The organism is endosymbiont of Ridgeia piscesae (genome assembly GCF_001443665.1).
Classification (GTDB): Bacteria; Pseudomonadota; Gammaproteobacteria; order Chromatiales; family Chromatiaceae; genus Endoriftia; species Endoriftia persephonae.
Map to the genome: position 1 here is coordinate 47,215 of NZ_KQ557130.1, position 23,574 is coordinate 70,788.

The window sequence follows — 23,574 nt, forward strand, 5'->3', positions numbered from 1 at the left end:
CTCCATGATTGAATGTCGGACCTACCATATCGCATTGCTCTAGGATTCTGAATTCATGTCCGCTTCATTTCGCCTCCCCAGAAGAGATCCGGTCTCTGATCTGCCCCCTCCCGATCCTGCCGCGCTGGAACTCAGTGAGCAGTTGCAGACAAGGATTTGTCATGAGATCGAGGCGGCAGGCGGGCGGATTTCCTTCGATCATTTTATGGAACTGGCGCTCTATGCCCCAGGATTGGGTTACTATGTGGCGGGCAGTCGCAAGTTTGGTGAGGCAGGGGATTTTGTTACCGCACCGGAGGTCTCGCCCCTGTTTGCCCAGTGCATCGCACACCAGGCGGCAGAGCTGCTGGGTGAGCTGCCACAGGGCGACATTCTGGAGTTTGGTGCAGGCTCCGGCGTTTTGGCTGTGGATCTACTGGCAGAGCTGGAACGGTTGGGACAATTGCCAAACCGCTATCTGATCCTGGAGCTGAGCCCGGAGCTGCAGCAGCGTCAGCAACAAATCCTGCGGGAGCGGGTGCCCCAGCTGCTGGAGCGGGTGAGCTGGCTGAGTCAGATGCCGTCTCGATTTGAAGGCTTTGTGCTGGCTAACGAACTCTTGGACGCGATGCCTGCCAGCCGTTTCCGTCATTCAGAGGCGGGGATAGAGGAGGGCTTTGTTGTCTGGCAGGGGGAAGGATTTCGCGATCACTTTGCCAGGCCCGAGACAGCAGGCTTCAGCGAACAGGTCAAGCGACGGTTGGCGGGACTGCCGGTGGGTAGCGGTGGATATGTGTCGGAGCTGAATCTGCGACTGGGCCCCTGGTTTGCTGCCCTCGGCGGAGCATTCAAGCGGGGCGCAGTGTTGCTCATCGACTACGGCTATCCACGCAGTGAGTATTACCATCTACAACGCAGCGAAGGCACCCTGATGTGTCACTATCGTCATCGCGCCCACGCCGATCCCTATCGTTGGCCTGGGTTACAGGATATCACCGCGCAGGTGGACTTTACGGCTGTGGCGGAGGCGGCGGAGCAGGCCGGATTTGCGTTGGCGGGCTACACTACTCAGGCCCATTTTCTCATGGCAAGTGGTCTGGACGAGCTGCTCGCCGGATCAGATCCCGACGATATTGCTGCCCACATGGCGCGGGTTCAGGGAGTGAAAAAACTGACCCTGCCGTCGGAGATGGGAGAGCGGTTCAAGGTGATCGGTTTTACCAAGCAGATGAAGAACCGAATGCGCGGGTTCGGCCTACTCGATCTGCGAGGTCGTCTGTAGCCGAACCGAGGCAGTTATTGCATCTTCTCCCGGGCGCTGTCGATGGCGCTGGTCAGGTAGAAGTAGAAGAGCTCCACTGTGTTGACGCCAACGATGCGTTTGCTGAGTTCATTGCCGTGGGGGTCGAGAAACAGCAGGGTTGGGGTGAGGTAGACATCATAGCGATGAGCAAATTCGGCGGCATCCTCTGACTTGCCCTCAAAGTTGATCAGGCTCTCCCCCAGGTCGATCAGGATCTCGCGCATCACCACCTTGTCTCGATAGTCGCCACTCAGGGCCATCGGATTGAGCACCTCCCGCTTCAACAGATCACAGAAAGGGCAGTGCTCCTGGGAGACCACCAGCAGGATGGGTGCATTTAGGCGTTTGGAGAGGGCGGCATCCTTTTGCAGATTGTCGGTGAAAACAATGGTGGAATGCACCTTGTCGGGGGATGCCTGAGCGACGGCCAGTAGAGAGAGGTTAAGTAATACAGCCAGGATCAATCTTCGCACGAGTCGCTCCATCAAGTCGAAAAGCAAGAGCGGAAGTATAGCCAAAACCGGTGGTCGAGTGCCCACTGCATCGCTGATATGACAGTTTGTCTTGTGAAATAATCACGGGGCCTGCCCGAAAGCCGGTTACTGAGTACCAGCGAGCACTTTTTCCGGCAGCTCGATATCCTGCATTGCGGTGCGGGATGAGTCGATCGCGTTGTTCAGCAGGATCAGGTATTCATCCTTCGAGTTGTAGCCAACAATGGGGGTCGCCAGCTGTTTCCCCTGTGAGTCGAGGATAACCACGGTCGGTGTGGCGAAGACCGTGTAACGGGAGATGAAATTGCGGCCCCGGACCTTGCTGCCGTCAAAATCGATGATTTTGTTGCGTGTGCTGATGTCGAAGGCCTTGATAATGGGCTTGTTTTGCTCGTCTGATGCCTGCAGCGGAATGAGTACATCATGTGTGAGCTGCTCGCAGTAGCTACAAGCTTCAGCTGTGAAAACCAAGATAATCGGAGACTGGGCCGCTTGTGCCTCAGCAGAAACCTGTGCCCAGTCCTCTGTGGCGGGAATGCCTTCCGAACCGGCAAAGGCAGGAAGAACTTGCGTGATAAGGATAAGTCCGACGAGAATGCGCAGTTGCTTCAACGTTCAAGCCCCCCCTGTCTGATGGCTGAGTCAGTATATCAGTAAATGATAATATATCAATCACTATAAGGGTTTTCCCTGATGCGCGATGTGACAAGAATCAGGTTTTATTGGGATTAATGATTCAATAAAACCTTACTCGGCAGCTGAGGCAGGAACCGGAGGATGATACGAACGCAGCGGTACGGGGTGTGACAGCAGGCCCATTTTCAAGCCTGATTAGTGGGGTTTTGGTTGATTCTTGGTGCCAGTGATGAATGCCGATGCAGATAGTGTGCTGCCGCATAATCGAGAGGCTGCGTGATGAACTCACCACAGACCAGAGCTGAGTACACCTTGTCGCTCATCTGTCTGCTACTTTTTCTGCCGCTGCTCAGTGGCTGTGAAATGCTCGGCTACTACGCCCAGTCGATCAACGGCCAGCTCGATCTGCTGCAGAAACGTCGCCCGATCGAGTCGTTACTGCTGGACAATGCCATCGACCCCGAGCTTAAGCAGCGGCTGCGGCGGGTCGTGGCGATTCGCGAGTTTGCCAGTCAGCAGCTGGCGCTGCCGGACAACGACAGTTACCTTAGCTACGCGGAGCTGCAGCGGGAGGCGGTGGTCTGGAGCCTGGTGGCGACTCCAGAGTTCTCGGTGGAGCCGATCAGCTGGTGCTATCCGGTAGTAGGCTGTGCCGCCTATCGCGGCTATTTCGACAAGCGAGATGCGGAGGCCCACGGCGAGCAGCTTGCTGCCCAGGGTTACGACCGGGTGGTCAACCCGGTGCCCGCCTATTCGACGCTGGGATGGTTCGATGACCCGATCACCAGCAGCGTGATCCGCTGGTCGGAGCCGCGCCTGGCGGCGTTGATCTTCCACGAGCTGGCCCATCAAAAGCTCTATGTACAGGGCGACAGCGCCTTCAACGAGGCGTTTGCCACACAGCTGGCACGTATCGGCGTGCGGGCCTGGCTAGAGCAGGAGGCTCCGGAAAAACTTGAGCAGTGGCATCGACAGAGTAGTCGCAGCAGCCAGTTCACCCGGCTGCTGTTACAGAGTCGGGCATCCCTCGCAGTGCTCTATGCCAGTGAGTTGCCAGCATCCCAGATGCGCCAGCGCAAACAGGCGCTGTTCGACCAGTTGCGGCGGCGCTATCAGGCCTTGAAGGCGGAGTGGGGCGGTTACAGTGGCTTTGACCATTGGTTCCGACGTCCACTCAACAACGCTCTGCTAGCATCGCTGGCCACCTACGAGTCGCTGGTGCCCGGGCTGGAAGCACTCTATCGGCAACAGAGTGGAGATTTAGAACGCTTTTATGCCGCTTGCGAAGCCTTGGCGGAGCTACCGCTGGAGGCGCGACATGCTCGACTGCAGCCTTAATCCTTGTTAGCAGTTGAGGGAAACTCCATGCCGATCACTACGCCACTGCCGTCTGGCAGGTTTTCAGCATAGACGCGGCCCTGGTGAAACTCGGCGATCAGCCGCACCAGATAGAGTCCCAGGCCCAGATGTGAGCCGCTGTCCCGATCTCCCCGCAGACTCACCATCGAGTCAAAGAGGTGGCTGGTCATGGTCTCTGGCAGAGTGGGGCCCTGGTTGATCACAGATAGCCGCTGCCGACTCTGCTCCGGCAATGGAGTCAGCTGCAGGCGAATTGGCGTCTGCTCCTGGTGAAAATCGATGGCGTTGCTGACCAGCTTGTCGAGGGCCTGTGCGATCAGCTCGGGTGCGGCGTCGATCGGCGCCAGCCTCGTTGTCTGCAACTCGAATCGAACATCTGGGAAGCTGACCCGATACCCCTCCAGCATGGTCTGCAGCAACGGCTCCAGCTGCAGCGGCTCCCGCTCCGCCTGTTGCAGGCTCTGCTCCAGGCGAGTCGCTTCGCGCATCCGCTGCAGGATTAGGCTGAGCCGCCGGCTACCCTCGGTGGCGCGTTCCAGGTAACGGCTTTGCGCCTGCGGGTCCGGGTCGCTGGCTAGATTCTCCAGGGAGGATTGCACCATGGTCAGCGGTGTGCGGAACTCATGGGCAAGTCGTGACGCCATCGACTCCAGATAGCGGTTGTATTCGCTGAGGCGTCGCAATACCCGGCCAAAGCTGCGACTGAGTTCACCGATCTCGTCCCGCTCGGAGACCGCAGGGAGGTTGGAGAGGATGCGTCCATCGGGGCTGACCGCCGCCTCCACGCTGCGATTGAGGCGCTGAATCCGGCCAGTGAGGCGACCGGCGTAGCCAAGCAGGGCCAGCACCGAGAGTAGCAGTAGAACTGACCCGGTGGAGAGGATCCGGGCGAAGGCACGTTGCTGCAGGCTGAGGATTTCATGGCTGCTCTTTTCGATCAGCAGGGCGCCGAGCAGAGTGCCGTCGGTGGCGCGGATCGGTGCGCCGGCAGAGAGGGTGATCGCCGACTCGAAATGGCTCTGCTGGAGGCTGACCGTGCTCTCCCCCTGCAGGGCACGGTGGATCGCCGCTGCGTCGAGACGTCCGGCATGCTGATGCGGCGTCTGGAAGATTCCCACCGGGCGCGGCAGCAGGCGACGCAGCAGCTGCTCGAAGAGGGAGGCTGGTCTGAGCCAGTGGGGTGGGCTGAGGTTGCCGCTTCTGGCCACGATCATCTGTTGGCGATCCACGACCTGGATGCGTTCACCGTCACTAACCACCCCCTGTAACAGAGACTCTACCGCAGCCAGCGGCAGCACCAGCCGTGCCAGAGGGGCATCATTATCCAATCCTGAGCTTGAGGCGACGACAGGGGGCTGCTGCGTCGCCTGATCGAAGACGGTGACGGAGAGCCCGCCCCGCGCCAACTCTATGGGAAAGCCCAGCTCCAGATTGTAGCCGTCAGGTGACTCCTGCCACTCGCCGCGTATCGGCGGCCCCGCCTGCTGTTGCGGGTTGGCTTGAAACCAGCCGGGAGCCGAGGTGGCGATGCGATAACGCCGCAGTACCCCCGTCTCCGAGCGCAGCTGCAGGAGCAGGTGATCCGCTGCCGGACTCAGCAGGTCGTTTGCCGGTGCGTAGCGGATCGTCGAATCACGGATCTGCAGGAACAGCAGCAGCTGCTCAGCATGAATGCCGCTGAGCAGACGAAAGTTGAGTCTGCCGGCGGTGTAGCTGTGCGCCTGGTCCAGCAGCGGCTGCCACTCCTCACCGTAACCGTCCAGATCGATCGGCTGGGCGAGCGGGTGGACGAAGATCGCTGGTGCCTCGCTAAAGCTGCTGCGAAATGCAGGCTCCTGTTGGGTGGCCAGCAGCTGGGCGATCAGTTCGGCCTTCTGCTGCAGATTCTGTTCACTGGCGCTGCGCAGAAACTGCTCGGTCTCGACCAGGTAGCGATAGCCTGCCAGTGGGATCGCCAGCAGTGAGAGCGAGACCAGCAGTAGCTTGAAGCGGAGGCTTTCGCGAAAACGGCGCCGGCGTAGCGGAGGCATCAACTCTGCCTATTCTCGAGCCAGCGGTAGCCTGCGCCGTAGACCGCATCGATGGCGCTGAACCCGGCGTCGAGCTGCTGGAACTTCTGGCGGATGCGCTTGATGTGGGTGCTGACGCTGGCCGCGTCCACCAGGATGTTGGCCTCCTCCATCAGCTGATCGCGGCTGCGCACGTGGCCAGGGTGATGGGCCAGCGCATGCACCATCCAGAATTCGGTGAGGGTCAGCTCCACCGGCTGCTCGCGCCAGTGGGCGGTGAGCCGGTCGAGATCGAGACGCAGCGACCCCGGGGTGAGGATGTTGTCGCTACTCTGTTGAGTCTGCAGGGCGTCGAGACGGCGAAACAGGGCGGCGATGCGCGCCGCGATCTGAGGCAGGCTGATCGACTTGGTGAGGTAGTCGTCGGCGCCCAGGCGCAGTCCCGAGACCGTGTCGAACTCGTCGTCACGGGCGGTGAGGAAGATGATCGGTAGATTGGCGGAGCGGCTGCGCAGCTCCCGGCAGAGCTCAAAGCCGGCGTCCGGTTCGTCCTGCAGGCCGATATCTAGAATCACCAGGTCGGGCAGCTGTCTGCCAAAGGCGCTGGAAGCGGCCTGACGGGAGGCATAGCCATTGACCCGATAGCCCTGGCGCGTGAGGTAGTCGGTGTAGTTGTCGCGGATGGCTGGCTCATCCTCGACGATGGCGATCAATTTTGGCATCTGGCTTCCATTGGCTGATTGGTAGGGAGCTAAGGAGCCTCTGATCAAGTCATGAACGCGTATCTTGTGCCCAGAATATCCAGTTTCTGCGTGGCAAATCTCGGCAACGGCTCCATGCGTGACTCTACCTTCTGCATCCATGCAGTCGTTTGCAATAGCCAGCTATCCCCGACAGGGATGTAGGGGAGGCGCGTGAGCAGGGAGCGATAGCTTTACGTGCGATTTGCGCCTTGAATCTGAAAATTCTGAATTACACTCGATTTCGTCCAGGTTTAATCAGAGGCTCTCTAATGTAACCGGCTTTGCCGTGGTGGTAAAAAGCTGCAGCGGTTGCCTGCACCATTGCCACCGTGTTGCCATTTTTTGTCTTCCCTTTGCCCCGATTGGGCAAACTCCTGCCACCACCGTGCTTTGTAATCTCCTCCACAAGTTAGTTTTTACCGGCGCAGACCAAGGAGGGTCGCCCTTGTCAGGGATGGCGCGCTGGGTCAACCGAGGAGATGAATGATGAAGATGAAACTGATCGCAGCAACCGTTTTGGCACTTTCGACGAGCCTCTCCGCTCAGGCACAGGAGAGCTCTCTGGATCTGCGCGATGATGGGGTTGAAACCTTGAAACAGCCAGCCATTGGCATGCTACTGGGTGGGATTCTGGCCGGCCCGCCAGGGATCGTTGTCGGGGCGATCGGTGGGGCGCTGGTCGCTGATATCAGGCGTAGAGATGCGGAGTTGCAGGCCTCCCGCGAAGCGCTGGGTGAGGCCCAGCAGCAGCTGCAGCAGGTTTCTGGGGCAAGGAGTCGGGATTTGGCTGCACTGGAGCGCATCCGCGGGGAGCAGCGCCAGCGTCTGCAGGCGGTGGCGGATGGCTTCTCCTTCTGCCTGCGTTTTCGTACCGACAGCAGTGAACTGGAGCCACGCCTGCAGCCCCAACTGGATACCCTGGCAGGCCTGTTGAAGGCGTTTCCTCAGCTCGATATCGAGGTGCGCGCCTCCAGTGATAGGCGTGGCAGCCCCAGCTACAATCAGCAGCTGGCGCAGCTACGAGCAGAATCGGTGGTGCAGCGGCTACTGGCAGCAGGTGTCGATGCAGAGCGGATCCGCCAGCAGCCACAGGGTGAGACGCTGGCCGCCTATGCGGAGAATGACCTGGATGGCATGGCGTTCGATCGCTTTGTGCTGCTCTCGTTTGTTGACCGGGCGGCACAGTGAAGGGCTATCCGCAGCCGCTGTGCGAGGAGTTTATCTACGGCTCGCCTGAGCGGCTCAACCCGGCCTCATTTCGTTTGGTGATGCCGATTGCGAGGCTACGCAATGACGGGACTCAGCGATTAAGGGAGAGGGCCTATGCTCACAAAAAGGGGCGATGATGGGGAATGGGTGGGGTTGGCAGGTGCGATGAGGTCGCGTTCGTTGTTGACTGATCTGCTGCTGACCCTGCTTTCGGCTCTGGCCGCTGGAGTGTTCGGGTCGGTGGTGCTGATGCTACTGCTGCTGTTTGTCGGCGGCGGGATCTAATGGCGGCGGGAGAGGGCGCACCCCAAGTGGGGTGCGCCACAGAGGAGACGACTATTCGACTACCTGGACGACCACATCGTCCATCTGTGAGTCGACGCCGCTATTGCCGACCATGAATACCACCTGGGCGGACTGGATATCGCCGCTGACGTTGATGGTCTTCTCGCCGCTCAGCTCGCTCCAGTTGGTACCGACATCCTGGCGCTTGACGAAGTACCAGCGATAACGGTTGTTGGCGCGAATCAGCAGATAGATGCGACCACGCTGGTTCTCCTCAGCTGTCTTGACCTTGGCGGAGATGCTGTAGGTCTTGCCGTTCTCCAGGCTTCCGGTCAGATCGTAGCTGGCACCGCTGTACCAGCGTCGGCGGTTGGTCATGGAAAGGGACTGCATGCTGTCGCCGTAGCCATCCGCCACGGTTGCCAGCTGCGCGCCGTACTTGCCATTCCAGCCGTCGGCATTGCTCTCGAAGTCGGCATTGGCGACCAGGTTGGTGGGGGTGGTGGGAGTACTGGCAGCGCTGCTGAAGGAGACCTCATCCACCAGGAAGTCGTTACGACGGCTGGGGCCCCAGATCAGCAGTTTGGCGCTGCTGAGCGCGATATCGCCGGCAGTGAAGCTGCCCTGCAGTTTGGTCCATTCGTTCTGGACGATGGAGGTCCTGGCCAGGCGGTGCCAGCGGCCGCGGTTGTTTGCATCCTTGGTGTAGAGGTAGGCGTAGGCCCGCTGGCGCGAGTAGGTGCCTTCACCCAGCTTGGCCCAGGCGGTGAAGTTGTAGGTGGTGCCGGCCTCGATGTTAGCTACATCTAAGGTCTGGAATGGACCAGCGACGCTGGAGCGGCGACCGCTGACCGCGGCTGCGGCCACGCTGTCAACCAGATCCTCAGTCTGGCTCAGGGTTCCCCAACTGTCGCTGGGGAAGACGCTCCAGCCATCCAGGCTGTCGAAGTTGCCGTTAGTGGCCAATTCGGTTGCGGTGCCGGGTTTGCTACCGCCGCCATCAACTACGGTGGGACGCCAGGTAGCCGCCTGGGGGGCGGCGGCTCTGAGTGAAAAGGATGCGTCTGATGAGCCGGCTTGGTCGTGGGGTACGCCGCAGGGCAGATCCACACAGGTCGAGAGGTCCGGGTTGGAGTGCAGCTGTTGCTCGTTGTAAGTGCTAAAGGCCGATTCGTAGGCCATCAGGGTGACAAAGGTATTGTCGATGCCGTAGCCCACACCATGCTCGTAGAGGTTGCCGGTGCTGCCCTGTTTGCGGGAGTGACCAAGGCTCAGGTTGTGGCCCAGTTCGTGGGCAAAGCTGCTGACGCAAGTGTAGCCAGTCACACTGTAGGCGTAGTTCTTGGCGTAGGAGCGGAAGGTGCCGTTGCTATCACCCTGACCGACCCAGGCGATACCGCAGTAGGGTCCGGTGTTGGTGATCATGCTCACCATATCCGCGCCATACTGGTCCCGCAGTGCCGCCACGCCACTATCATTGGTGACTGCGTCCAGCGCATCCCCATCGGTATTGCCATCGTTGACGAGATCGACCTGTTGAGTGTGGACCAACCGGTAGCGCATATCGACCTGGCTGTTCTCCAGTGCTTGATTGGCAAATTCGACCATCGCGGCAAGCCGGGTGGGGCCATCCTTGCCGGCATCGGTGAGGTCTTTGGTGTAGAGACCGAGCACATCGACGGTGATGATCTCTGCCATGGCAGGCATCGATAGAGCCGAGGCGAGGGCCGCGGCTGTTAGCTTCAGAGCGGTTGGCTTCATGATTTTCCCCTAACTTTCCTGGTTGTGTTTATTGGTTCCAGTGTAATTTGAGAGCGTGTTTTTCTTGATGGATCAGGCATCCGGCTCGCCTCCTGGGATAGGCGTGGTGGGCTCGGTGGGCTTTACGCTATCGCCAGGGATTTTGAATACCGAGAGTGTCCGGTTGTCGATGACCGCACCACGGCCGGTGCGGTTGTTGATCTCGATCTGGTAGATGCGGCTGCCGGTGGCGACCATCACTATGGTGCTTTGTTGCCCCTGGGTGAGGGTGAAGTTGCTGAAGTTGCCGCCATTCTCTAACCCGCCAGACCAGACCTGCACCTGGCCATCCAGCTGATTGTGGGTCTCTTCAATGGTTCCGTAGTAGGATTTGGCCTCCTGCGGGATCGGCAACTCCAGTGGCTGCCCCACCTGGAGATTGTTGAGCACATCCCGGTTGACCCTAATCGTTTCGTACTCGACCTCGGCAGGGATCGGCAGGCCGGCGGCGGCCCCATTTTCATCGTCCTGCCAGAGCGCGACAGGCTCATCTGGAAGCGCTGGCTCTGCTTCCAGCTCCATCTGTGCAAGCTGTTCCATCATTACCCGCAGGATCTCCTCATCAGTGGCATCTTCTGCGAACTGGTGAATGTGTGCCGGCAGCGGTTCCTCTGCAGCGAGAGCTTTTATTGTTTCGGATGAAGGTGCAGGTTCGGCCGGTGTGGGTGGGAAGCTGGCGACGTCGGAGGATTTTTCTGCCAGCGGGGTGGGTGAGGCGGCGGCTAGGTCCTGATCAGTAGATGTAGACTCGCCGCCATATTTGCTGAGGGCGGCGAGCAGCAGGATTGCCGCTGCGGTTCCGGATAGTGCAACTGCCACTGTGGATGGTTTCACTTCTGCGTCCCTTTAGAATCCGAATCTCGTTCCAGTTATGGTAGGGAAAAGAATAGTGTGATGTCTATTGCACTTCTTGTTCGGTTAGATTCAAGGCTGTGATTGGTATCGCAGTTTTTCCGGATTGGTGACTTGTGAGTGTGTTTTCGGTCACGCTGAGGGTGTGAATTATGAGCGTGACTGCATCGCTGACCAGAGAGTTTTCCTGTCGCTCGGGTCGAAGCTAGAATGGTTGCTCTGTTGGAGCGATCCTGGTGATCTATCTTGAAGCCTGTACGTATATTCCGTCATATCGCCTGTGAGGGCCCTGGCTATCTCGGGGAGTTCCTCGATCAGCGCCGGGTTCCCTGGGAACTGGTTTGCATCGATGTGGATCACCCGATACCACCGCAGGTGGAGGATGTGTCGGGGCTGGTGTTTCTTGGTGCAGCAGTGAGTGTGAATGACGATCTGCCCTGGCTGCAGGGTGAGCTGGAGCTGATCCGCACGGCGTTTGCAGCGGGGCTGCCGATGATGGGAGTCTGTTTCGGTGCCCAGCTGATCAGCAAGGCGCTCGGCGGCGAAGTCAGCCGCGGTGAGAGGATGGAGATCGGCTGGTTCCCCTTGCAGCGAGCTAATGGCGCGGATGACCTGAGCTGGCTGGATGGGCTGCCGCAGAGTTTTGAGACCTTCCACTGGCACGCCGACACCTTCTCTATGCCGCCGGGCTGCCAGCCCCTGTTGCAGAGTCGCTGCTTCAGGAATCAGGCCTACAGCATCAACGACCATATCGGCATGCAGTTCCATCTCGAGATGACCGCCGAGATGGTGGAGGCCTGGATCGACAAATATGGCAGTGACCTGGAACTCAGCTCGGCCTGCAGCCAGCGTTCCGAAGAGATCACCGTCGGGCTGGATGAGAAGATCACACGTCTGCACCGGATCTCGGATGTGATCTACGGTAACTGGCTGGCGCGGGTCAGGGCGAACGGGAAGGGCGGATGAGGTTCGCTGTCATTCTGCTCTATTTCACCCTTATTGCAGGCACTCTCCCTGTGGCGGCGAATGAGCCGTTATCGCCCGAGGTGGTGCAGGTGCTGGAGCGGCTGGTGCCACGCCTCGAACCGCAATTGCGACGCCGCTTTGAACAGGCCGGGGTGGAGTATCCGCCAGCGCGACTGCAGCTGATCAGTCTGAAACAGGAGCAGCAGATCGAGGTCTGGGCGGCAGATGCTGGGCCCTGGCGGCATATCCACGACTATCGGGTGCTGGCCGCCAGTGGCGTGGCCGGTCCCAAGCTGCGGGAGGGGGACCGGCAGGTGCCCGAGGGCTTCTACCAGATCGAGGCGCTCAACCCCCACAGCCGCTTTCACCTCTCGATCAAGCTCAACTTTCCCAACAGTTTCGACTGGCTCAACGCCCATGCCGAGGGACGCCGGCAGCCCGGTTCCAATATCTTCATCCACGGCAGCGCTTGGTCGGTGGGCTGTCTGGCGATTGGCGACCAGGCGGTGGAGGAGTTGTTTCTGCTGGTAGCAAGAAGCTGGCAGGAGCCGGCCTCGGTGATGATTCTGCCTTATGATTTCCGGCGTCGACCCCCGCAGCTTCCAGCGGCGACTCGCCCCTGGGTGGCGGAGCTCTACAGCTATCTGCAGCAAGGGGTGGCGCGATTTCCCCTAGCCGCGAAAGCGGCTCGGTGTGTGTCGGGATGTGGCGCGCTGGTCTCAGCCGGCGAAGCCGTGCTCCCGTAAAAACGCCTGGGTGATGCCCGAACCGCTGCGTTCGGCTGCCCGCTCCCCCAGCATCAACCGCTCCAGGTAACGCGCCAGCAGATCGACCTCCAGATTGACCTGGCTGCCGGTGGCATAGCCGGCCATGATTGTCTCCTGCAGGGTGTGCGGCACGATGTTCAGCTCAAAACGGTTGCCGTCCACCGCGTTTACCGTGAGGCTGGCGCCATCCACGCAGATCGAACCCTTGTGGGCGATATACTTCGCTAGTTCCGCCGGCGCTTCCAGCGTGAAGCGGATCGAGCGGGCATCCGCGGCGCGATCGACGATGTTGCCGATGCCATCCACATGGCCGCTGACCAGATGACCGCCGAGACGGGTGTTGAGGGTCAGCGCCTTCTCCAGGTTGACCGGGCTGCCGACGCCGAGTTGCGTCAGGGTGGTGTGGGCGAGGGTCTCGCGGGAGACATCCGCGGTGAAGCCGTCGCTGCTCAGCTCCACCACGGTCAGGCAGACACCGTTGGTAGCGATGCTGTCGCCGAGCGCCACATCGCTTAGGTCGAGCCTGCCGGTGCGCAATTGCAGGCGCAGGTCGCCGCCACGGTTCTGTTTGCCGGCGATAGTGCCGATAGCCTGGATGATTCCGGTGAACATCGAGTTTCTCTCAGGAATAGACCGGGTGGGCGGTGATGCGCAGATCCGGGCCGACCTTGCGCAGATCGCTGATCTGCAGCCCGATGCGCTGTGACATCTGCTTCAGCAACGGTAGGTGGAACAGGCCGCGGGCGCTGTCACCCATGATGTGGGGCGCCATGTAGATCACCAGTTCGTCGATCAGCTGCTTCTCCAACAGCGCGCCGGCGAGGGTGGCGCCCGACTCCAGTAGCACCTCGTTGAGCTCTTGTTCGGCGAGGACGGTGAGCACCTCGTCGAGGTTGAGGTTGCAGCCGTTGGCTGCCAGCGAGATCACTTGGGCGCCAGCTGCATCCAGGGCGGCCGCGTGCAGCGGTTCATCGTCGTTGCTCAGCAGTAGCGTGGGGCCGGGTAGCTTAAGCATCTTCGCTGTCGGTGGGGTCTTCAGAGCCGGGTCGAGCACCACCCGCACCGGCGTTGGCGGCTGTAGATCTGCCTCCAGCCCCAGCTCTTCAGCGGAAAGGCGTACATTCATCGAGGGGTCGTCCGCCAGCAGGGTGCCGATGCCGGTGAGGATCGCGGAGCTGCGTGCGCGCAGCCGCTGTACATCAAGCCGCGCCGCCTCGGAGGTGATCCACTGGCTCTCGCCGCTGGCCATTGCGGTGCGGCCGTCCAGGCTCATCGCCAGCTTGCAGCGGATGTAGGGACGGCCCTCGGCCATGCGTTTGGTGAAACCTGGGTTGAGCGCCTCCGCTTGGGCTTGCATCAGGCCATATTCGGTGGCGATGCCAGCGGCCTCCAGCTGTGCTAGCCCCTTGCCGGCAACCAGCGGGTTGGGGTCGCGCATCGCCGCCACTACGCGGCTGACACCGGCATCGATCAGGGCGTCGCTGCAGGGTGGGGTGCGGCCCTGATGGCAGCAGGGTTCCAGGGTGATATAGGCGGTGGCGCCACGAGCGCGCTCGCCAGCCTGGGCCAGCGCGTTGCGCTCTGCGTGGGGTTCGCCGGCGCGACGATGCCAACCCTCGCCGACTACCTGGTCATCCTTGACCAGCACACAGCCGACCCGGGGATTCGGATGGGTGGTGTAGAGCCCCTTCTCCGCCAGCTGCAGCGCGCGGGCCATCTGATGGTGATCGGTGTCGCTGCTCATTTTTTCTCCTTGTCGCTGATCGGCAGCTTGAGTTGCTGACGGCGCTGTTCCGGCGTCGGCTGGCGCTCGAGTCGTTCGATCTCCTCGCGAAACGCGTTGACGTCCTCGAACTTGCGGTAGACCGAGGCGAAGCGTACGTAGGCGACTTGGTCGAGGCGCTTTAGCTCATCCATTACCAGATCGCCGATCTGCAGTGAGGGGATCTCGCGTTCGCCCTTGGTGGTCAGTTTGCGCGTGATGTGGCTGATTGCCGCATCAACTCGCTCAGCGCTTACTGGACGCTTCTCCAGGGCCCGCTCCATGCCGGCGCGCAACTTATCTTCATCGAAGGGTACGCGGCTGCCATCCTGCTTGACCACCTGTGGCATGTTGAGTTCGGCCGTCTCATAGGTGGTGAAACGCTCCTTGCAGGTGCTGCACTGGCGGCGGCGACGTATCTGGTCTCCGTCACCGCTGAGGCGGGAGTCGACCACCTTGGTCTCCTGGGCTCCGCAGAAGGGACAACGCATGTCTAAAGGAAACTATGGATTTTGAATTGTAAATTATGAGTCGAGTTGGTGTGGGCTACGCGCACAATATCTTCTTTAAAAGCGTGAGCGTAGCGAACACCAAAATCCATAATTATCGCGCGTAGACTGGGTGCTTGGCGCAAATCGCCAGCACCTTGCCCTTGATCTCATCGATCTTGGCCTGCTCGCCACGGTTGTCGATGATGTCGCACATCCAGCCGGCCAGTTCGCTGGCCTCGGCCTCGCTGAAGCCACGGGTGGTGATCGCCGGGGTGCCGACGCGGATGCCAGAGGTGACGAAGGGGGATTGCGGGTCGTTCGGCACTGCGTTCATGTTGACGGTGATGTAGGCGGCGCCGAGCCAGGCGTCTACTTCCTTGCCGGTGAGGCCTGCCTCGATGAAGCTGACCAGGAACAGATGGTCGTCGGTGCCTTTGGAGACTACGTCGTAACCGCGATCCATGAAGACCTTGGCCATCGCCTGGGCGTTGGTGATTACCTGCGCCTGATACTCTTTGAACTCGGGCTCCATCGCCTCCTTGAAGGCGACCGCCTTGGCGGCGATGACGTGCATCAGCGGGCCGCCCTGGGTGCCGGGGAAGACCAATGAGTTGAGCTTCTTCTCGATCTCCGGGTTGGCTTTGGCCAGGATCAGACCACCACGCGGGCCGCGCAGGGTCTTGTGCGTAGTGGTGGTGGTGACGTCGGCGATGGCAACCGGGCTGGGGTAGTGCCCGGCGGCGATCAGGCCGGCGACGTGGGCCATGTCGACAAATAGGTAGGCACCCACCTCGTCGGCGATGTCGCGGAAGCGCTGCCAGTCGACCACCCGGGAGTAGGCGGAGAAGCCGGCGACGATCATTTTCGGCTTGTGTTCCCGGGCTAGACGCTCTACCTCGTCATAGTCGATCTCGCCGGTCGCGGGGTTAAGGCCATACTGTACGGCGTTGTAGATTTTGCCCGAAAAGTTGGGCTTGGCACCGTGGGTGAGGTGGCCGCCGTGGGCCAGGCTCATGCCGAGTATGGTGTCGCCGGGCTGGCAGAGCGCCATGTAGACGGCGGCGTTGGCCTGGGAGCCGGAGTGAGGCTGCACGTTGGCGTAGTCGGCGTCGAACAGTGCCTTGGCGCGGTCGATGGCGAGTTGCTCTGCCACATCGACATTCTCGCATCCGCCGTAGTATCTTTTGTGCGGGTAGCCTTCGGCATATTTGTTGGTGAGCACGCTGCCCTGAGCCTGCATTACCCGAGGACTGGTATAGTTCTCAGAAGCGATCAGCTCGATGTGCTCCTCCTGGCGGCGTTCTTCTGCCTGGATGGAGGCCCAGAGCTCATCGTCATACCCTTGAATTTGCATACTCTTGTCAAACATGGTGCGCTATCTCTGCCCGATTAAAAACAAGTAAATATACCAAATTCGTTGGGTATAGTCTCGTTTTGCAATGTCGCCATTAGGCTGTTTTGAGGGCTGGGTTCAGGCTCGCGCCAGTGGCGCTTTTATGGGTGGTGGTTTTGCTTTACCAAGGGCTGAAAAGACGTTAGGTTTCGCGGTTTTACAGATCTAATTCATGCCCTGAATCGGGCAACAGGGGGAGGAATGCTTGGAGTAGCGAGAATCTTTTGGCTGGTGTGGCTGGCGGCCTCTCTGCTGCCGCTGTCAACCAGTGCCGCTGAGCTGACGATGGGTGAGGCGATCGATAAAGCGGGGCGGCAGCGCATGTTGACCCAGCGGATCGTCAAGGCCTATGCCATGATGGGCCAGGATATCAGCTATCGGAAGGCGAAGAAGCAGCTGCGCAGTGGAGAGAAGCTGTTTGCGAAACAGCTTGCCGAGCTTCAGGCCTTTAAGGTCAATTCGGCAGTCTCGCAGGAGTTGGAGCGTGTGGCCGCGCTCTGGAAGAGTTTTAGGGCGCTGGCAACAAAACGTCCGGAGCGGAAATCGGCTGAGAGGCTGCGCGCCCAGGCCGAGCAGTTGCTACAGGCCGCACATCAGGTAGTGCTGCATTTGGAAGCAGCCTCGGGAGCCAAGGCAGGGCGGCTGGTCAATCTGTCCGGTCGCCAACGGATGCTCTCGCAGCGTATGGGTAGTATCTATCTGCTACGCAGTTGGGGCTTTGAGAATCCGATCTATGAGGAGGATTATAAGAAGGCCGTGCGTGAGTTTTCCGAGGCGTTGCAGGTATTGCTCACCGCACCTGAAAATACGCCGGAAATCGACAAGATGCTGCGTGATGTCGAGGGTAGATGGAAGCTGTTCCAGCTAAGCAACAAGATGGATAGCGGCCAGTTTGTGCCGACTTTGGTAACCCGGGCGCTGGATCAGATTCTGGTGAAAATGAACACAGTTACCGGAATGTATGCCGCGTTATTGAAATAGAACCCGTCTGATTCCGCGTTGGCCTGTGCTGTGCCAGGCCAACGCCCCCTCGAATTACTTGCTACCCGCTGAGTAGGATGCGCTGAGGCACGAGCCGCACCAATCAGGGCTTTCCCTGAGCTGCTTTCGGGTTATAATCACGCCCCTTTGTGGAGGCTCTGGTATCCAGAGCTCGATTGACAGTTTATGGTGGCTGGCATCGGTCCCCTCGCAACGAGAAGCTGTGAACCCCGTCAGGCCCGGAAGGGAGCAGCGGCAGCAGTGGCATCGTGTGCCGGGGTGCGGCTGGTGTCCGCCGCCACCCAATTTCTCCCATACTCTCCGGGCGCTGCTGGAATTGTGATTCCGCAGCGCCGATGGGGTACACTTCGGCCCTAGTTTCCCCGGCACTATTCGATTCATGTCCTACCAGGTACTTGCCCGAAAATGGCGCCCGCGCCTGTTCAATCAGCTCGTTGGCCAGGAGCATGTGGTCAAGGCGTTGAGCAACGCGTTGGACAACGATCGCCTACACCACGCCTATCTCTTTACCGGCACCCGCGGCGTCGGCAAGACCACCCTGGCACGGATTCTGGCCAAGTCGCTCAACTGTGAGCGCGGCGTCAGCTCCACCCCCTGTGGCGTCTGCAATAGCTGTCGGGAGGTGGACGAGGGCCGATTTGTCGATCTGCTGGAGGTGGACGCGGCCTCCCGTACCAAGGTCGATCAGACCCGCGAACTGCTGGAGAATGTCCCCTTCGCGCCGGTCAGGGGCCGTTACAAGGTCTATTTGATCGATGAAGTCCATATGTTTTCCGCAAGTAGTTTCAATGCCTTATTGAAGACACTTGAGGAACCACCTCCGCATGTGAAGTTTGTGCTGGCGACCACCGACCCGCAGAAGGTGCCGGTTACCGTGCTCTCCCGCTGCCTGCAGTTCAACCTCAAGCGACTCACCAATGAACAGATCAGTGGACAGCTGCAGAAAATCCTCAAACAGGAGCAGATCGCCCACGATGCCGAGGCCCTGACCCTGCTGGCGCGTGGCGCCGATGGCAGTATGCGTGATGGCCTCAGTCTGCTCGATCAGGCGATCGCCTTCGGTGGTGGAGAGGTCAAAGGGGCCGAGGTACGCGAGATGCTCGGCACCATCGGTGGCGAGTGGAGCTATGCGCTACTGGATGCGCTGGCCGCCAGTGAAGCGGCGCAATTGCTGCAGGCGGTGGCCTCGATGGCCGAGCTGGCCCCCGACTACGCCACGGCCCTGCAGGATCTGCTGCAACTGTTGCATCAGGTGGCGCTCTGTCAGCTGGTCCCCGGCGTGGCGCCAGCTGAATTGTTTGATGCCGCCAGGGTGAGCGGATTTGCCGAGCAGATCCCCCAGGAGGATCTGCAGCTGTTCTATCAGATTGGACTGAAGGGGCAGGAGGAACTGCCCTTGGCGCCGACTCCACGTAGCGGGTTCGAGATGGTATTGCTGCGCATGCTCGCCTTTCGGCCGGTGTCGGGAAGCAGGGACAAGGTCGGTGTCAGTGCAAAACCACAGGGAAAAACGGCTGCTGCAGCGCCACGCCCCAAAGTGGTTCAGGCACAGCCCAAGGCAGCGCGTCCTCAGGCCTCAACTGCGGCGCCAGCTGCCGCTGCGGGTGAGTGTCGAGATCCAAGCCGCTGGGGCGAGTTTGTCGCCACCATGCGGCTTGGTGGTATCGCCAGCCAGCTGGCTGGCAACTGCACCTTCGGCTCTTGGGACGGCACGCAACTGACCCTCAAGCTCGATCCGGTCGGTCAACAGTTGCGCGTTGGGCAGTCTGAAAAACGCCTGCAGGAGGGAGTGAAACGCCTGCTTGGTGAGCAGGCCAGGCTGGTGATCGTTGTCGAAGCGTCGGAGCAGGAGACCCCCGCCAAAGCCTCGGTCCGGCAGCAGAATGAGCGCCAACAGGATGCCCGAGCAGCGATGCAAAACGATCCGTTTGTGCGCGAGATGGAGGAGCATTTCGATGCCCAGTTGGTGAACGGGTCAATCCGGCCGGTCGATCCGAAGTGATGCAACAGCGCAGTTCGGGCTAGAATTCCAAGATTACAACCCCTCGAAAATACCATAGGCTATCCGGGTTGGTGGAGGGGTAAAGTTAGAGTCACCGTTGCAGGCGACGCTGTGAATATGAATCCAAGAGGTTAGAAGATCATGAAGGGTGCGATTGGCAATCTGATGAAGCAGGCGCAGAAAATGCAGGCCGAGATGCAGCAGGCCCAGGAGCGGCTCGCTCAGGAGGAGGTAGCCGGTGAATCGGGTGGCGGCCTGGTCAAGGTGATCATCAATGGCAAGCACGAGGTGCGCCGTGTCACCATCGATGAGAGTCTGTTGAGCGACGACAAGGAGATGCTCGAGGATCTGGTCGCCGCGGCATTCAACGATGCCAGCCAGCGGGTCAGCCAGAAGATGCAGGAGAGCATGGCCGACCTCACCTCCGGCATGGGCCTGCCACCGGGCATGAAACTGCCGTTCTGAGCCGATGGCCGCCTCTCTGCTTGATCAGCTAATGAGTTCGTTGCGCTGCCTGCCTGGTGTCGGCGCCAAGTCGGCACAGCGTATGGCCTACCATCTGCTGGAGCGTGACCGGGAGGGCGGTCGTCGACTCGCCGCGGTGATGGCCAAGGCGATCCAACAGATCGGCCATTGCCAGCGCTGTCGTACCCTGAGCGAGCAGGAGCTTTGCCAGATCTGCAGTAGCAAGAAGCGGGATTCGCAGCTGATCTGTGTGGTCGAGACCCCCTCGGAACTGGCGGTGATCGAAAACTCTATCGACTACCGTGGCCACTACTTCGTGTTGGGCGGGCGGCTCTCGCCCATCGATGGTATCGGCCCGCGTGAGTTGGGGCTCGACCTGCTGGCGGCGCGCCTCGAGGAAGGTGAGATCGAAGAGGTGATCCTGGCCACTAACGCCACTGTGGAGGGGGAGATGACCGCCCGCTACATCCACGACATGGCCGAGGCCCGTGGCATCAAGACCACGCGCATCGCCCAGGGTGTGCCGATGGGCGGCGAACTGGAATATATCGACGGCGCAACCTTGGCTCATGCCTTTGCCGGTCGTTCCAATTTCTGAACCCCTCACAAAAAACTCATCTAACACGGTAGGTAGCGCCAATATGCTTTTGTTTAACAAGGATATTTGGCTTTAAGTTTCCATTTGATTGATCCCGCCCGCGGCGTGGAAATGAGGAGTGACAATGGACAGCTGTCTTTTCTGCAAAATGGCAAAGGGTGAGATCAAGCCCGATACGGTCTACGAAGACGATGAGATACTGGCGTTTCGTGACATCAATCCCCAGGCGCCGCTACACATTCTGGTGATCCCCAAGCGCCACATCGCCACGCTCAATGACCTGACCCCGGCAGATGCCGAGCTGGTAGGCAAGCTGGTGCTGACTGCACAGCAGATCGCGGAGCAAGAGGGTTTTTCAGAGCAGGGCTATCGAACTCTATTTAACTGCAATGCCGATGGTGGACAGGAGGTCTTCCATATCCACCTGCACCTGCTGGGCGGACGTCGGATGAGCTGGCCGCCGGGCTGATTTTCCATATGAGTGAGTCACAGCGAGCGGAATACCGCTCCCAATCCAGCAAGTCGGCCAGTCCGGCCGATACCGGTTCGCGCCCCTATACCCTGAAGATCGAGGAGATGAGCTGCGCCGCCTGCGTGAGTCGGGTGGAGCAGGCGATTCGTTCGGTAGATGGGGTGCAGGATGTGGCGGTGAACCTGCTTGAGGGACAGGCCCAAGTGGTGGGTGGCGATCCGATTCAGGTGGCCGAGCATGTCAGCGCTCAAGGTTACCCGGCGCAGCCGGATCAAGCGGCAGCACCGCTGGCGGATGGCGGCGAAGAGTACCTGATCGAGATCGAGGATATGAGCTGCTCCGCCTGTGTGGGGGCAGTGGAGCGGGCGGTTGGCGCGGTGAGCGGCGTCGATTCCGTGCAGGTCAGTCTGCTGGAGCGCCAGGCGCGGGTCAGTGGTGGCGATCCTGTCGCGGCCGTGCAGGCGGTGATCGAACAGGGTTATCAGGCTAGCCTGCAACAGCCGGGGCGTCCGGTTGATCGTTTTCAGTTCCGGTTTGCTGCGCCCTTGAGTGAAGCACAACAGCAGCAGTTGCAACCACTTCTGCTTGGACTCGATCCGCAATTGACGATGCAAACTCTGCCTCAGGGGATAGCGTTGGAGAGCCGCGCTCATCCGGCGGATCTGCTGCTGGCGGTGCAAAAGATCTGTCCTGATGCTGAACTGGAGGAGCAGTTCGACGACCCGCAGCTGGAACAGGAGCGGCGGGCGCGCCGAGAACTGCGGCGTTCGATCTGGCGGGCAGCTCTGGCGGGGAGCGCAGGTATCGGTCTGATGGTCGCCAGTCACTCCGGCTGGCTGCCGCCCCTGGAGGGCAATCGCGGGCTGTGGCTGGGGATTGCGCTGCTGTTTCTCGGCGTGATCGGCTTTAGCGGTGGTCACTACTACCGTGGTGCCTGGAAGCAGGCTCGCCACGCTTCTGCCAATATGGATACCTTGGTGGCGTTGGGGACCGGCGCGGCCTGGATCGCTTCATTGCTGGCGATCGTTGCGCCTGAATGGGTCGTTACCGATGCGCTCTACCTGGATGCCTCGGTGATAATCCTCGCCTTTCTGCAGTTCGGTCATCTGTTGGAGGTGCGGGCCAAACGTACCACTAGCCAGGCGATCGGCAGCTTGCTGGAGTCGGTGCCTAAGCGGGCATCGCTGCTCAGAGGCAGCGAGGAGGTGGTGATCCCTGCCTCGCTGGTACAGATCGGGGATCGCGTGCGGGTGCGCCCGGGGGAGAAGATCCCGGTGGATGGGCAGGTGCTGCAGGGGCATTCCTCGGTGGATGAGTCGATGATCAGTGGCGAGTCGCTGCCCCAAGAGCGGGGGAGTGGTGATAGGGTGATCGGCGGTACGGTCAACGGCAGTGGTGCACTGCTGCTGGAGGTCAGCCGGATCGCCGGCCAGACCACCCTGGCCCAGATCATCCGCATGGTGAAACAGGCGCAGATGAGCAAGCCGCCGATCGCCCGGCTGGTCGATCGGGTGGCGGCGGTGTTTGTGCCGGTGGTGGTGACGATCAGCCTATTATCGTTTGTCGTCTGGATGGCGCTGGCCCCGGCCCCGGCGTTGCCGCTGGCCCTGACCGCCGCCATTGCGGTGCTGGTGATCGCCTGCCCTTGTGCCCTGGGGTTGGCCACCCCGATCGCTATCATGGTGGGCACGGCACGGGCGGCCCAGTTCAACATCCTGATCCGTAACAGCGAGGCGTTGGACGGGGCGAGCCGCCTGACCCATCTAGTATTGGACAAGACTGGCACCCTGACCCAGGGACGACCGCTGCTGCACAAGATTTATCCCCTCGATACGGCGACAGAGGATCTCTGCCTGCAACTGGCTGCGGCGCTGGAACAGGAGTCGGAACACCCGCTGGCTCATGCGATCACCTCGGCAGCGCGGGAGGCTGGCCTGACGATCCCCCCAGCCAACGCCTTTCATGCCCTGCCGGGGCAGGGTGGAGAGGCCGAGGTTGCCGGTCAGGCGGTGTTGATCGGTAACCGGCGGCTGCTGGCGCAGCGGGGGGTGACGATACCGCCGTCGCTGCTAAAACAGGCGGAGCAGGAGGCCTCGGCGGGGGGGTAGTCTGGTCTGGCTGGCCCTCCGTGGGCGTCTGCTCGGGTTGCTGGTGGTGAAAGATCCGATCCGCGCCGATACCCCGGCGGCGGTGCGGCTGTTGCAGCGTCAGGGGATCCGGCTGGTGCTCTGTAGCGGTGACAGCCGCCACACTGCCGAGGCGGTGGCCACCCAGCTTGGCATCGACGAGGTGCACGGGGAGATGCTGCCGGAGGGCAAGCTCAAGGTGGTGCAGATGCTACAGGCTCAGGGGCATCGGGTCGGCATGGTCGGGGATGGGGTGAACGACGCGCCGGCCCTGGCCCAGGCCGACACCGGCTTTGCCATCGGCAGCGGCACCGATGTGGCGATCGACAACGCCGATGTGACCCTGGCGGGGGACTCCCTGGCCAGCGTCAGCACTGCCATCGCCATCTCCCGCGCCACCCTGCGCAATATCCGCCAGAATCTGTTTGGCGCCTTCATCTACAATCTGATCGGTATCCCGCTGGCGGCCGGTCTGTTCTACCCGTTTACCGGCTGGCTGCTGCCGCCGATGTTTGCCAGCCTGGCGATGGCGCTCTCTTCGGTGACCGTGGTGAGTAACGCCAACCGGCTGCGATTTTTTAAACCCGACCTAGAGGAGATGTCGATGTCTGTAGAACTGAAAGTGACCGGGATGACCTGTCCCCACTGTGTGGCCCATGTAAAAAAGGCCCTGGAGGCGGTGTCTGAGGTGGAGTCGGCGGAGGTTGATCTGGAGTCGAGTCGTGCTCTGGTCAAAGGTAGTGCCGATACGGCACAGCTGCTGGGTGCGGTAGAGCAGGCGGGTTACTCCGCAGAGCTTGTCTAGAGTTGGTAATCGGAGCTGTGCCTCTGTGTGGCAGGAAAAGGTCTAAAATGTAGACA

21 protein-coding genes, 1 other RNA gene and 1 pseudogene are annotated in these 23,574 nt (G+C 60.7%); 13 read left to right on the forward strand and 10 right to left on the reverse strand.

Translation table 11 applies throughout. The features are described 5' to 3' along the window. The first annotated feature begins 55 nt into the window (after nucleotides 1–55). A complete protein-coding gene (locus Ga0074115_RS09135; protein ID WP_057956309.1) occupies nucleotides 56–1,261 on the forward strand; it encodes a class I SAM-dependent methyltransferase in 1,206 nt (401 codons plus the stop codon). Between the two features lie 14 nt (nucleotides 1,262–1,275). Here Ga0074115_RS09135 and Ga0074115_RS09140 read toward each other — a convergent pair whose 3' ends face one another. Both Ga0074115_RS09140 and Ga0074115_RS09145 read right to left on the reverse strand, forming a co-directional pair. Beyond that, entirely contained in the window at nucleotides 1,276–1,755 is a 480-nt protein-coding gene (locus tag Ga0074115_RS09140; RefSeq protein WP_232433012.1) for a thioredoxin family protein, read from the reverse strand. 126 nt (nucleotides 1,756–1,881) lie between these two features. Beyond that, nucleotides 1,882–2,388: a thioredoxin family protein gene (locus Ga0074115_RS09145; protein ID WP_057956307.1), complete on the reverse strand. Its 507-nt coding sequence runs from the start codon at nucleotides 2,386–2,388 to the stop codon at nucleotides 1,882–1,884. Nucleotides 2,389–2,691: 303 nt separating this feature from the next. Here Ga0074115_RS09145 and Ga0074115_RS09150 point away from each other — a divergent pair, with 303 nt between their 5' ends. Continuing rightward, a complete protein-coding gene (locus Ga0074115_RS09150) occupies nucleotides 2,692–3,750 on the forward strand; it encodes an aminopeptidase (RefSeq protein ID WP_232433013.1) in 1,059 nt (352 codons plus the stop codon). Here the strand turns inward: Ga0074115_RS09150 and Ga0074115_RS09155 are convergent. Together Ga0074115_RS09155 and pdsR are read right to left on the reverse strand one after the other, a co-directional pair. After that, a complete protein-coding gene (locus Ga0074115_RS09155) occupies nucleotides 3,747–5,801 on the reverse strand; it encodes an ATP-binding protein (protein ID WP_057956306.1) in 2,055 nt (684 codons plus the stop codon). The two genes, Ga0074115_RS09150 and Ga0074115_RS09155, sit on opposite strands and share 4 nt — an antisense overlap. Next, the gene (gene pdsR / locus Ga0074115_RS09160; protein WP_057956305.1) at nucleotides 5,801–6,502 is read right to left on the reverse strand and encodes a proteobacterial dedicated sortase system response regulator; all 702 of its coding nucleotides are present in this window, start codon (nucleotides 6,500–6,502) and stop codon (nucleotides 5,801–5,803) included. The genes Ga0074115_RS09155 and pdsR overlap by 1 nt, the downstream gene beginning before the upstream one ends. A 507-nt stretch (nucleotides 6,503–7,009) precedes the next feature. Here pdsR and Ga0074115_RS09165 point away from each other — a divergent pair. Both Ga0074115_RS09165 and Ga0074115_RS16465 read left to right on the forward strand, forming a co-directional pair. Beyond that, nucleotides 7,010–7,711 carry an OmpA family protein gene (locus Ga0074115_RS09165; RefSeq protein WP_057957253.1) on the forward strand — a complete coding sequence of 234 codons (702 nt, stop codon included), beginning with the start codon at nucleotides 7,010–7,012 and terminating at the stop codon, nucleotides 7,709–7,711. A gap of 135 nt (nucleotides 7,712–7,846) precedes the next feature. After that, a complete protein-coding gene (locus Ga0074115_RS16465) occupies nucleotides 7,847–8,017 on the forward strand; it encodes a hypothetical protein (protein WP_057957254.1) in 171 nt (56 codons plus the stop codon). Nucleotides 8,018–8,068: 51 nt separating this feature from the next. On the opposite strand, the gene Ga0074115_RS09175 is transcribed toward Ga0074115_RS16465, so the two are convergent. Beyond that, nucleotides 8,069–9,778: a carbohydrate binding domain-containing protein gene (locus Ga0074115_RS09175; RefSeq protein ID WP_232433014.1), complete on the reverse strand. Its 1,710-nt coding sequence runs from the start codon at nucleotides 9,776–9,778 to the stop codon at nucleotides 8,069–8,071. A 72-nt stretch (nucleotides 9,779–9,850) separates the two neighbouring features. Continuing rightward, complete coding sequence (locus Ga0074115_RS09180) at nucleotides 9,851–10,651, reverse strand: hypothetical protein (protein WP_057957255.1); 801 nt, start codon at nucleotides 10,649–10,651, stop codon at nucleotides 9,851–9,853. Nucleotides 10,652–10,915: 264 nt separating this feature from the next. Here Ga0074115_RS09180 and Ga0074115_RS09185 point away from each other — a divergent pair, with 264 nt between their 5' ends. Further along, nucleotides 10,916–11,635 (forward strand): type 1 glutamine amidotransferase, encoded by a 720-nt coding sequence (locus tag Ga0074115_RS09185; RefSeq protein ID WP_060528445.1) that lies wholly within the window; start codon nucleotides 10,916–10,918, stop codon nucleotides 11,633–11,635. Further along, nucleotides 11,632–12,381 (forward strand): L,D-transpeptidase family protein, encoded by a 750-nt coding sequence (locus Ga0074115_RS09190; RefSeq protein WP_057956596.1) that lies wholly within the window; start codon nucleotides 11,632–11,634, stop codon nucleotides 12,379–12,381. Before Ga0074115_RS09185 ends, Ga0074115_RS09190 begins: the two co-directional genes overlap by 4 nt. Here the strand turns inward: Ga0074115_RS09190 and Ga0074115_RS09195 are convergent. The 4 genes from Ga0074115_RS09195 to glyA form a co-directional block, all read right to left on the reverse strand. Further along, nucleotides 12,355–13,014 (reverse strand): riboflavin synthase, encoded by a 660-nt coding sequence (locus Ga0074115_RS09195; protein WP_057956595.1) that lies wholly within the window; start codon nucleotides 13,012–13,014, stop codon nucleotides 12,355–12,357. The genes Ga0074115_RS09190 and Ga0074115_RS09195 overlap by 27 nt on opposite strands. Before the next feature lie 10 nt (nucleotides 13,015–13,024). Continuing rightward, nucleotides 13,025–14,146, reverse strand: coding sequence for a bifunctional diaminohydroxyphosphoribosylaminopyrimidine deaminase/5-amino-6-(5-phosphoribosylamino)uracil reductase RibD (gene ribD / locus Ga0074115_RS09200; protein WP_057956594.1), 1,122 nt, complete (start codon nucleotides 14,144–14,146; stop codon nucleotides 13,025–13,027). After that, entirely contained in the window at nucleotides 14,143–14,655 is a 513-nt protein-coding gene (nrdR, locus tag Ga0074115_RS09205; RefSeq protein WP_005960886.1) for a transcriptional regulator NrdR, read from the reverse strand. The genes ribD and nrdR overlap by 4 nt, the downstream gene beginning before the upstream one ends. A gap of 112 nt (nucleotides 14,656–14,767) precedes the next feature. Continuing rightward, entirely contained in the window at nucleotides 14,768–16,024 is a 1,257-nt protein-coding gene (gene glyA, locus Ga0074115_RS09210) for a serine hydroxymethyltransferase (protein ID WP_005960885.1), read from the reverse strand. 225 nt (nucleotides 16,025–16,249) lie between these two features. On the opposite strand from glyA, the gene Ga0074115_RS09215 reads away from it, so the two are divergent. From Ga0074115_RS09215 to Ga0074115_RS09245, 7 genes and pseudogenes are all read left to right on the forward strand, one after another. After that, nucleotides 16,250–17,029, forward strand: a complete 780-nt coding sequence (locus Ga0074115_RS09215; protein ID WP_057956593.1) for a type IV pili methyl-accepting chemotaxis transducer N-terminal domain-containing protein — start codon at nucleotides 16,250–16,252, stop codon at nucleotides 17,027–17,029. A 197-nt stretch (nucleotides 17,030–17,226) separates the two neighbouring features. Next, nucleotides 17,227–17,323: signal recognition particle sRNA small type (gene ffs, locus Ga0074115_RS09220), an RNA gene on the forward strand. A gap of 106 nt (nucleotides 17,324–17,429) precedes the next feature. Beyond that, nucleotides 17,430–19,052, forward strand: coding sequence for a DNA polymerase III subunit gamma/tau (gene dnaX, locus Ga0074115_RS09225; protein WP_057956592.1), 1,623 nt, complete (start codon nucleotides 17,430–17,432; stop codon nucleotides 19,050–19,052). A gap of 141 nt (nucleotides 19,053–19,193) precedes the next feature. After that, nucleotides 19,194–19,517: a YbaB/EbfC family nucleoid-associated protein gene (locus Ga0074115_RS09230; protein ID WP_005960882.1), complete on the forward strand. Its 324-nt coding sequence runs from the start codon at nucleotides 19,194–19,196 to the stop codon at nucleotides 19,515–19,517. Between the two features lie 4 nt (nucleotides 19,518–19,521). Then, nucleotides 19,522–20,115: a recombination mediator RecR gene (gene recR / locus Ga0074115_RS09235; RefSeq protein WP_057956591.1), complete on the forward strand. Its 594-nt coding sequence runs from the start codon at nucleotides 19,522–19,524 to the stop codon at nucleotides 20,113–20,115. 124 nt (nucleotides 20,116–20,239) lie between these two features. Beyond that, nucleotides 20,240–20,584, forward strand: a complete 345-nt coding sequence (locus Ga0074115_RS09240) for a histidine triad nucleotide-binding protein (RefSeq protein ID WP_057956590.1) — start codon at nucleotides 20,240–20,242, stop codon at nucleotides 20,582–20,584. A gap of 8 nt (nucleotides 20,585–20,592) precedes the next feature. Beyond that, nucleotides 20,593–23,518 (forward strand): annotated as a pseudogene (locus tag Ga0074115_RS09245) (heavy metal translocating P-type ATPase). Nucleotides 23,519–23,574: the final 56 nt, after the last annotated feature.